Genomic DNA, 10067 nt, shown 5'->3' on the forward strand with positions numbered 1-10067 from the left:
TCCAGATATGTCGGTCGAAATTGAAAAGTGGCTAAATGATCTCGGATTGAGTCAGTACGCAGATGCTTTTGCGGAAAACGATATCGATGCGCGCGTTCTGCCATTGTTGACAAGCGACGACCTCAAGGAGCTTGGGGTAAGCCTGGGTCATCGAAAAATCATTCTCGCTGCGGTTCGGGAACTGGGTGGCCAACAGAAATTGCCTACTTCACCCCAGTCAGCGGACGGGCAAGTCCATGAGAAGGATGAGGAATTTGTTTCTGATGAGGCTGAAAGTGGAAGTCCATCGAAAAGAAGATCTACAACACAAACAGCCGCTGAGAGGCGACATTTAACAGTCGTGTTTGCTGATCTGGTTGGCTCGACAGAACTGACCAATCGCCTGGATCCCGAAGACATGCGGGGTCTGTTGCAGAATTACCAGGATGCCGTCGCAGGGGCGGTAAGCCGATATGGCGGCTACGTCGCGAAATATCTGGGCGATGGCCTTCTGGTGTTCTTCGGCTGGCCAACGGCCTATGAAGATCACGCTGTTCGCGCGGTAAAGGCCGGTCTTGAGGCTGTTCGACGGGTCAAAGAACTTAAAACGCCGGACGGCGAGCGTTTGTCGGTCAGGCTGGGCGTTGCGAGTGGTGATGTGGTGGTCGGCGACACGGTCGGAGAAAACACTTATGAAGAAGGCGCAATGACCGGCCCGATCGTCAATCTTGCGGCTCGGTTGCAGGAATATGCAGAACCAAACTCAGTCGTCTTGTCTGTTGAAGAAACCGAAGCAGCCTTGCATCAGATATTTGAGTTCAAATCTCTTGGGCAAACCGAACTCAAGGGGTTCAGAGAACCACGCACTCTGTTGAAAGTAGTTTCGGAGCGCAGCGCGGAGAGCCGTTTTCGCGCTTCACACAGAAATGACGCCGGCAGCGCCATGATTGGCAGGGATTACGAAAAAGGGATCCTTTTGCAGTCGTGGCAACGCGCCAAAAGCGGTCATGGGGAGGTTGTCCTTCTGGCGGGCGAGGCCGGAATTGGAAAATCGCGCCTGACAGAGGAATTCCTTGCAGAAGTCGCCGCAACTGACGAAGCCGATGTGATAAGACTGAACTGTTCCCCTTATCTGACCAGCAGTCCTTTCCACCCGGTTACGCAGCGAATTTCCCAGGACGCGGATGTTGAACCTGACTTTGATGACAATCTGATCCTCGACCATGTCAGGAAGATGCTGGAGGGCAGAAAAGGCTTGGACTGGGAGAAGGTCTTGCCTGTTTTCGCCGCCTTGGTCGCGCCTCGTAGCGCGCTCGCTCGAGAAGTGCTCGACTTGACGCCGCAGGAGCAGCGCGACCTAACAATTCAAACCTTGATCCACGCGGTTCAGGTTCGGTCAAGCGTTCGCCCGGTTATTCTGTGCGTTGAGGATGCTCATTGGATCGATCCTTCGACGCAGGCCCTGTTGGAGCGTTTCAAAGCGATTTGCACCGATCTTCCCCTGATGATGTTGATAACGCACAGGCCGGGCTGGGAAATGGCCCGTGACGATGGAGCCTCGCACGTTCAGACCCTCTTGCTGAGGCGGTTTGATTCAGCTCATGTCTTCAATCTGGTTCGCAATATTACCGGTCAGGATCCGGACGATGCGCTGATCGCCGCAATTGTTGAGAAGACGGATGGCGTGCCCTTGTTCGTCGAGGAACTGACCCGCGCAATCGTCGAAGCCGGAGAGCAGGGACAAATCCACATACCGTCGTCTTTGAAAGGTGCGTTGATGGCGCGGCTCGATGCGGTTTCACCAGAGGCCAAACAAGTCGCGCTTACGGGATCCGTCATTGGTCGAGAGTTTGAGCCGAGCATATTGAGTGCCGCAATGAGCCTAGATGAAGCCGACATCATCAAGCGTCTCGAAGAGCTTTCTCGTACCGGCCTGATCTTTGAAAGCGGGCATAATCGTGGGCATTTCGTTTTCCGACATGCCCTTATTCGTGACACTGCCTATCAGTCTATGTTGAGCTCTACCCGAAGGCAGCAGCACTCAGGTGTGGCGCGCGCTTTGCTGCAGATGCGATCTGCTGAGATTGAACGCCGACCCGAATTGGTCGCCCGCCATCTTTCAGAGGCCGAAGAATGGCCCGCTGCGTTCGAAAAATGGCGCACTGCGACTGAAATGGCCCTCGGGCGATCCGCTAGTCAAGAGGCGATGGTCAACGCCCGGGAAACACTCAAGGCAGCGGAAAATCTCGGACCTGAGAACAGTGCTGAAACGATCAAGAGCAAAATATTGATCGGTCGCAGCCATGACAGCCTGGGTCAGTTACCGGAGGGGATAGCGGTCTTGAAAGCTGCTTCGGACGCAGCCCGTGTCATACGTGACGTAGAGCTCGCTGCAGATGCGGCCAACCACTTTGCGGATTCGTGCATGATGTCGAGCGAGAAATACAGCGAGGCAATTGAACTTTGTGACAACGCGCTGAAGGACCTGCCCGACCATGACGAAGTTCGCCGGTGCAGGCTGATGAGCCAACTTGCGCGCGCGCACATGTTTGCTGGCCAGCTTTCCGAGGGCGTGCGTTTTGGCCAGCAATCCATGGAACTGGCCGCGAGACTGGGTGATTACAAATCCCAGTTCTCTGTGATGATGATGCATTTTGGCGCGCCGTTTGTCGCGCGCAAAGGAAGAGAGGCACGCCATTGGCGTGAAAACCTCGATGCCATGCATCGGGTGGCCGAGAACCTGGGAAGTATTGATCAGGGCCGGAATTGGACACTCAGCCTGTTTGTCGGAGCCGAAATGGCCGACCGAGACCTGATGGACAAATCGCTCGAATTGCTGGCGGAGAACTCGGAAAAGGAAAACCATCTGCAGCTCTACTGGGTTCAGAAACACGCACGCGCCATGATTGCAATTATGGACGGCGATTTTGACCAGGCCGAAAAGCATGCAACCGAGGCGGTGCAGATAGGTCGGAAGACCCACGGCGAACACGTTGAAGGTGTCTTCGGTGTTCAGATGTTCACCATCCGCCGCGAACAGAACCGTCTGCACGAGGTCGCGCCGGTGATCAAAAAACTGATGACGGACAGCCCCGAGGATATTTCCTGGAAACCGGGCTTTGGCCTGATCGCGGCAGAGTTGGGATATACAGAACCAGCCGAACGCATTTTGAACGAAATGGCAGAAAATGGCTTCGATCTTCCACCGGATGCCATGTATTCGACCACATTGTCCTATCTTGCCGACATTTGCGTCGCCGTTGAGAACCTTAAGCATGCCAAGACCCTCTTTGACATGCTTGCCCCATACGAAGAGCTGACGATCACCGCTGGGGCAACCACAGTTTGCACCGGGGCTGCTGCGAGACGCCTTGGCAGTCTGGCCGCGCTGCTGAAGGACTGGGATATTGCCGAAAGGATGTTCGAAAAGGCTATCGAAATAGACACGCACATGAAATGCCCGCCCTGGATTGCGCATAGCAAGGCAGCCTACGCATCCGCGCTGCGGCGTCGGGGTAGCGCGAGTGATCTGAAGCTGGCGTTTCAACTGGAAGGGGAAGCGTTGGCAATTTCGCAGAAATTGAGTATGGTTTCCTTAAGGTCAAAGCTCGAAGGAACAGCCAGTTAAGGCCATACCATGCTTGGGGGAGCATCATGCCAAGGTACATCATAGAAAGACAATTCGCCGAGCAACTGAACGTCACCGACGATGACAAAATCCACATCAAGCAAATCAATGACGAGGTCGGCGTCGAGTGGATTTTCTCGTTCCTGAGCGCAGACAAGCGCAAAACATACTGCCTGTATGAAGCCCCTGATGAGGAGAGCCTCAGAAAGGCGGCCGAGCGCCTGAACATTCCTGCCGATGTCATAACACCTGTGGATCAGATCGATCCGGGCATATTCGCCTGACCGTCAGCCGGTCTTTTACCTGAAAGAACGTAGCTCCTTCGTGAAGGGCTTCATAAGTACATGAGGCAGCCGTGCAAGAAGCCTGACCTGACAATGGGGAGGCCTAAGCATGTATGACCTGAAAACACTCGACGGAAGCACAGCAACTGTGGATCAGGAAGCGCTGGACGCGCTGGATGCCTCACTTCGTGGCGGTGTCTACCTGCAGGGAACTTCGGAATATGAAGACGCAAGGACGACCTGGAACAGTATGTTCGAGCGTTATCCTGGGTTCGTAATCCGCGCCATGGGGGCGAGTGATGTCCAGAAGGCAGTGAACTTTGTCAGAGACGCAGGCCTCATGATGTCGGTCCGGTCCGGTGGGCATCAGATTGCAGGTCATGCTGTCGCAGACGAGACCGTAATGCTCGATCTGTCCCAGATGCGGTCTGTACACGTGGATCCGGTCAACAAGATTGCGCGGGTTGCGCCAGGTGCACTGCTTGGCGACGTAGATCGCGAAACTCAGGCTCATGGGCTTGCCGTTCCCGTTGGCATCAACTCGACCACGGGTATCGCAGGCCTGACCTTGGGCGGCGGCTTTGGATGGACCACCCGGAAATTCGGCATGACTATCGACAACCTGCTTTCGGCAGAAGTCGTGACTGCAGACGGCGCGATTGTAACGGCCTCTTCCACGAGCCACCCAGAGCTTTTCTGGGCCATCCGCGGTGGGGGTGGAAATTTCGGGGTCGTGACTTCCTTCGAGTTCCAGTTGCACGACCTCGGACCCGATATTCTGTCAGGCCTGATCGTACATCCGATCGAAAAAGCGCCGGAGCTTCTTGCCCAATTTGCGGCCATTGCAGACAATTCCCCTGATGAACTGACCGTCTGGAGCGTGATGCGCAAAGCACCGCCTCTGCCTTTCCTGCCGGAGGAATGGCATGGGCGGGAAGTGCTGATCTTTGCGGCTTGCTATAGTGGACCGATGGGCGAGGGTGAAAAGGCGATGTCACCTTTACGTGCGCTCGGAGAACCGATTGCCGATGTCATATCACCGCACAAGTTCGTGGACTGGCAAGCCGCCTTTGACCCCTTGTTGACGCCCGGGGCCCGGAACTATTGGAAAAGCCATGATTTCGATGCGCTATCCTCGGATGCGATAGCGGGTCTGCTGGAGGCAATTTCCAGCCTTCCCGACCCGGCGTGCGAAGTCTTCATTGCCCATGTAGGTGGCGCAATGGCCCGCGTTGAATCCAGCGCGACAGCGTATCCGGAAAGATCGGCACATTTCATCATGAACGTTCACACGCGCTGGGAAGACCCCAGCAAGGACGGAGAATGCATTGAATGGGCGCGCAGGCTTTATGAGCAGATGCGACCACATTCGACTGGCAGCGCGTATGTGAACTTCATGCCAGAGGACGAAGCGGATCATATGACTTGCGCGTACGGCGCGCATGGGGAGAAGCTAACAAAGATCAAAGGCAACTATGATCCAAATAATCTGTTCAGGATCAATCACAACATCTTGCCCGGGTGAGGCCATGCAGTGCTTGCAAAGTTGGGCTGAGTAGAGACCCGTAACCTGATTTGGTACCACATAAATGCTCTCTTGGGTGTGCCAAAAGCCCGCAGGGACCTCTTGATTGCCGTCTTGAGGGTCCATACGAATCCGGTTTCGAAATCAACCGAATGAGGCGGCGAAGAGAGAACTGTGCATTGCATATCTGCCGGTCTTGCTGATCGAAGCGTTCCGCCAGCTTCACCATAACCGGCCCTCGTTTCCCGACCTGAGCAGCGCGCATGTGATCAATAAAGTAGTGCGCCCGCCGCTCTCATTCTCGGGGGCCTAAACTACACACTGGGTCTAAATAGCCATTGCAGGCTGTCCAGACCTTTGGATGACACTTATCCGCTTTTCTCTGAACGAGCATATCCGACGACGCCAATTCGGTTTTGGAAAGATGCGTACAGATTTCTTTTTGATACCTGCCCAACAAATTCCGATTTTTGACTTTGTTTCATAAGCGCGTACAATTCCAACAGCTTTTAGCGTTGGATTTTCAAGTTGGCCCACCTTCACGAAGACGACGGTAGGAAAAGCGGCCAGCACGGGAGGGGGAAATGAAGAGATTTTCTGTTTGGTTGTTTGCCCTCCTGTCGCTTACGGGGTGCTGGGAGAAGGAAGAGGAAACAGCCGAAACGGTCGTCCGTCCCGTCAGGGCAACCGAGATATCCGATCTGTCCAGTTTGCATGACCGGTACTTTGTTGGAACAGCCAGAGCCGCGCGCGAGGTGTCCCTGGCATTTCGCGTCCCGGGCAACGTGGTCGGAGTGGACGTTCAGGTTGGCGACCTGGTGGCCAAGGGCGACGTTGTCGCAGCCTTGGACCCGGCCCCATACCAGGCCGAGGTCGATCGGCTTTCAGCAGAACTTGAGAGCGCGCAGGCGACGTTCGAGAACGCCAAGCTTCAAACGGACCGGCAGCGTTCATTGGTTGAAAAAGACGTTGCTGCGCAAGCGACACTTGATCGGTTTGTCGCGGGTGAAACATCAGCTCAGGCAGCAATCAATTCTGTCCAGGGCGCGCTGGACAGGGCCACCTTGGATTTGACCTATACAAGCCTGACTGCGCCATTCGATGGGCGTGTGGTCGCAAAATACATTGAGGATTTTGAAGAGGTCGCGGCACAAAGCCCGGTTCTGCGCATTCTGGATGCGGAGCACATCGAAGTGGTGATCGATATCCCCGAACGATACATCGCCCTGATCCCGCATATCGAGGACATAACCGTTACTTTTGACGCTTTAGGGGACGTGATCCTGCCTGCCGAGATCAGTGAGATTGGTTCTGAAGCTTCTGCAACCACCCGAACCTTCCCCGTCACGCTGATTATGGAGCAACCAGAAGACTCGCTTGTTCTTCCGGGCATGGCAGGGCGTGTCAGCGGTCAGCCAAAGGAAGGGCACGAGCCATTTGACGCGATCACGGTTCCTGCCAGCGCGGTTTTTGTGCCCGAAGGGGAAGCCGACCCTCATGTCTGGGTGTTTGACGCAACCTCGGAAACCGTGACCGCACGGAAGGTTGCACTTGGCACACCCCGGTCGCAAGGGGTCGCCGTCAGCGAAGGACTGGAGTTCGGCGACGTGGTCGTTACGGCCGGCGCGAACTCTTTGCGAGAGGGCCAGAAGGTGTCGCTGCTTTCTGAGGATTCGGAATAATGGGCCTTGCCGCATTCGCTGTCCGCAACGCCAAGTTTGTTTGGTTTACGGTCGTCATGCTCACGTTGGGCGGCATTTCGGCGTTCTTCAGTCTTGGCCAGTTGGAAGACCCCGAATTCACCATCAAGACCGCAGTTGTAACCACCCCCTATCCCGGTGCCAGCCCTGAAGAAGTTGAGCAGGAAGTCACCGAACGGATTGAACTCAAGCTCCAAGAGATCAAGGAAATCGACTACATCTCGAGCGAAAGCCGGGCCGGCATTTCGACGATCAAAGTCGAGATCCGTCCGAATTACTGGTCCGATGAACTGCCCCAGATCTGGGACACGCTGCGCCGCAAAGTCAGGGACGTGGAAACAGACCTGCCCCCTGGCGCAGGCCGTCCTGCTATCAACGACGATTTCGGTGATGTCTTCGGGCTTCTGCTGGCCATGACATCTGATGGGTTTACCGCCCAGGAACTCGACCGGTTCGCCGAAGACTTCAAGCGAGAACTCTCATTGATCGACGGAGTCGGACGTGTCGATCTGTGGGGAGAGCGCGACAGGGTCATCTATCTGGAAACACGGGAAGAAGCTTTGGCTGCGCTGGGCGTATCGGCTCAGACCATTCTCAGCACCTTGCAGACGCAGAACGCGATTGTGGATGCGGGGCGGGTGAACATTGGCGACTACCGAATGCGGATTGCGCCAAGCGGTACATTCACCAGCCCGACGGACATTGCAGATCTGGTAGTACGGCCAAGCGGTCTGGATCAGGTTCAAAGCGGCCAACGTCGGGGCCCGGAACTGCTCCGGCTGGGTGAAGTTGTCGAGGTCAGGGAAGGCTACGCTGATCCACCGACCACAATGATGCGCTATAACGGTCTTCCGTCCATTGGATTGGCGATATCCTTCCAGTCAGGTGTCAACGTCGTCAGCGTGGGAGAAGCTGTAGATGCAAGAGTGTCTGAACTGATCGCGGCCTTGCCTGTGGGCATCGAGGTTGAGCGGGTTCATTGGCAGTCCGACGACGTGAATCTGGCAGTCAGCAGCTTCCTGATCAGCCTCGGACAGGCTGTTGCGATTGTCTTGGTCGTTTTGACTCTGGCGATGGGTGTTCGGATGGGCATCATCATCGGCAGCGGGTTGATCTTGACGATACTCGCCACCTTCATTCCGCTGGCGATGCTGGGCATAGATCTTCAACGCATGTCCTTGGGCGCGCTGATCATTGCGCTGGGCATGATGGTCGACAACTCAATCGTCGTGGCGGATGGCGCAATGGTTCGGATGTCGCAAGGCATGGATCGCGCGAAAGCCGCAATCGACGCCGCAACGCGCCCCGCCATGTCCCTGCTTGGGGCCACGTTCGTCGCCGTGATGGCCTTCTACCCGATCTTTGCATCTGTCGAGAGCGCGGGAGAGTACTGCCGAACACTTTTCTCGGTTGTCGGGATTGCGCTGCTGGTCAGTTGGCTGTTGTCCATGACGGTCACGCCACTGCAGTGTGTTGCCATGCTGCCCGAGCCAAAGGGCGGAGCCAGCGAGACTTTTGACACCGGTCTCTACGCCGTTTACCGTCGCTTTCTGGCCGCCGCGATCCGGGTCCGCTACCTGACGATCGGTGTAGCCCTGGGTGCTTTGGTTATCGCAGGCGTGGGCTTTGGTTCGGTTACACAACTGTTTTTCCCGACCTCTTCGATGACCAAGTACATGATCGATTATTACGCGCCCGAGGGAACGCGGATTGAAGCCGTGTCAGAAGCCATCAAACGCATCGAAGAGCAGGTGGAAATGGATGACCGCGTGACTGGTATCGCAAGTTTTATCGGGGCAGGCCCGCCGCGTTTCTACTTGCCCGTCGATCCCGAAGGGACCAATCCGTCCTACGCGCAAGTCATCGTGAACGTCGAGGATTACCGGGGCATTCCCGAGATGACCAAAGCCATCTCGCTGTGGATGTCCGAGAATATGCCCGAGGCAACCTCGTTCACGCGCCAGTTTGGTGTGGGCCCCAGCAATACCTGGGCGTTTGAAAACCGTATCATCGGCCCGGCAGATGCCGATCCCGAAACCCTGCGCGAAATCGGTGACCGGGCCGTTGCGATACTGGATCGGCATCAATGGACGAAGGTGGCACGCACCGATTGGCGCAACAGGGTCCTGAAGACCGTGCCTGACTATGACCAGGACCGGGCACGATGGACGGGCATCACGTATGAAGACCTTGGCAACACGACGAAACGCGCGTTTGACGGCCGTTCGGTTGGCCTCTACCGCGAGGGCGATGAGTTGCTGCCGATCATCGTCCGGCCCGGCGCGGAAGATGTGGCCGCCGTGGACAACTTTGAACTTCTGCAACTGCAGTCTCCGTTTTCAGTGGAACCGGTCCCGTTGGCCCAGGTCGTGCGCGGCGTGAATATCCAGCCGGAAGACCCAACGATCAATCGCCGCGACCGGCGCCGAGTTCTCACCGTTCAGGCCAACCCCATCGACAGCGTTACCCTGCCAAGCTATCGCGCCGCAGTTATCGCCGATTTTGACGCGTTGGAGGCCGACTTGCCGCAAGGCTACAGCATGGAGTGGGGCGGAGAGTACGAGGACACGGTATCTGCTCAGGCGTCCCTGATCCCCGGAATGATACCCGCGTTTTCGATCATGGCTCTTATCGTTGTTGGCCTGTTCAACTCGTATCGCAGACCGCTGGTCATTTTTCTGACCGTGCCTTTTGTGCTGATAGGCATCGTCCCCAGCTTGCTTCTCACGAACACACCCTTCGGGTTTGTGGCGTTGCTCGGCGGCATGAGCCTGGCTGGCATGATGATCAAGAATGCGATTGTTCTGATCGATCAGATCAACGACAACTTGGCTGAAGGTCAACCGGGATACGACGCCGTTTTGAATGCCGGCGCCTCAAGACTGCGCCCCGTCGTATTGGCCGCGGCAACCACGGTTCTAGGTGTCATACCGCTGCTGCCGGACGTGTTT

At 56.2% G+C, this 10067-nt stretch carries 5 protein-coding genes; all 5 read left to right on the forward strand.

Translation table 11 applies throughout. The features are described 5' to 3' along the window. Nucleotides 1-7 precede the first annotated feature (7 nt). Nucleotides 8-3607, forward strand: a complete 3600-nt coding sequence (locus ACR1XU_RS22180) for an adenylate/guanylate cyclase domain-containing protein (protein ID WP_480908829.1) — start codon at nt 8-10, stop codon at nt 3605-3607. 26 nt (nt 3608-3633) lie between these two features. Beyond that, complete coding sequence (locus ACR1XU_RS22185; RefSeq protein ID WP_170617216.1) at nt 3634-3891, forward strand: DUF4242 domain-containing protein; 258 nt, start codon at nt 3634-3636, stop codon at nt 3889-3891. 109 nt (nt 3892-4000) lie between these two features. Continuing rightward, nucleotides 4001-5416, forward strand: coding sequence for an FAD-binding oxidoreductase (locus tag ACR1XU_RS22190; RefSeq protein WP_480908830.1), 1416 nt, complete (start codon nt 4001-4003; stop codon nt 5414-5416). Nucleotides 5417-6000: 584 nt separating this feature from the next. Then, nucleotides 6001-7098 carry an efflux RND transporter periplasmic adaptor subunit gene (locus ACR1XU_RS22195; RefSeq protein ID WP_480908831.1) on the forward strand — a complete coding sequence of 366 codons (1098 nt, stop codon included), beginning with the start codon at nt 6001-6003 and terminating at the stop codon, nt 7096-7098. Continuing rightward, the coding region (locus ACR1XU_RS22200) for an efflux RND transporter permease subunit (RefSeq protein WP_480908832.1) at nt 7098-10067 on the forward strand (2970 nt) is incomplete at its 3' end. The genes ACR1XU_RS22195 and ACR1XU_RS22200, both read left to right, overlap by 1 nt.

The organism is Ruegeria sp. D1(2025), from assembly GCF_056536425.1.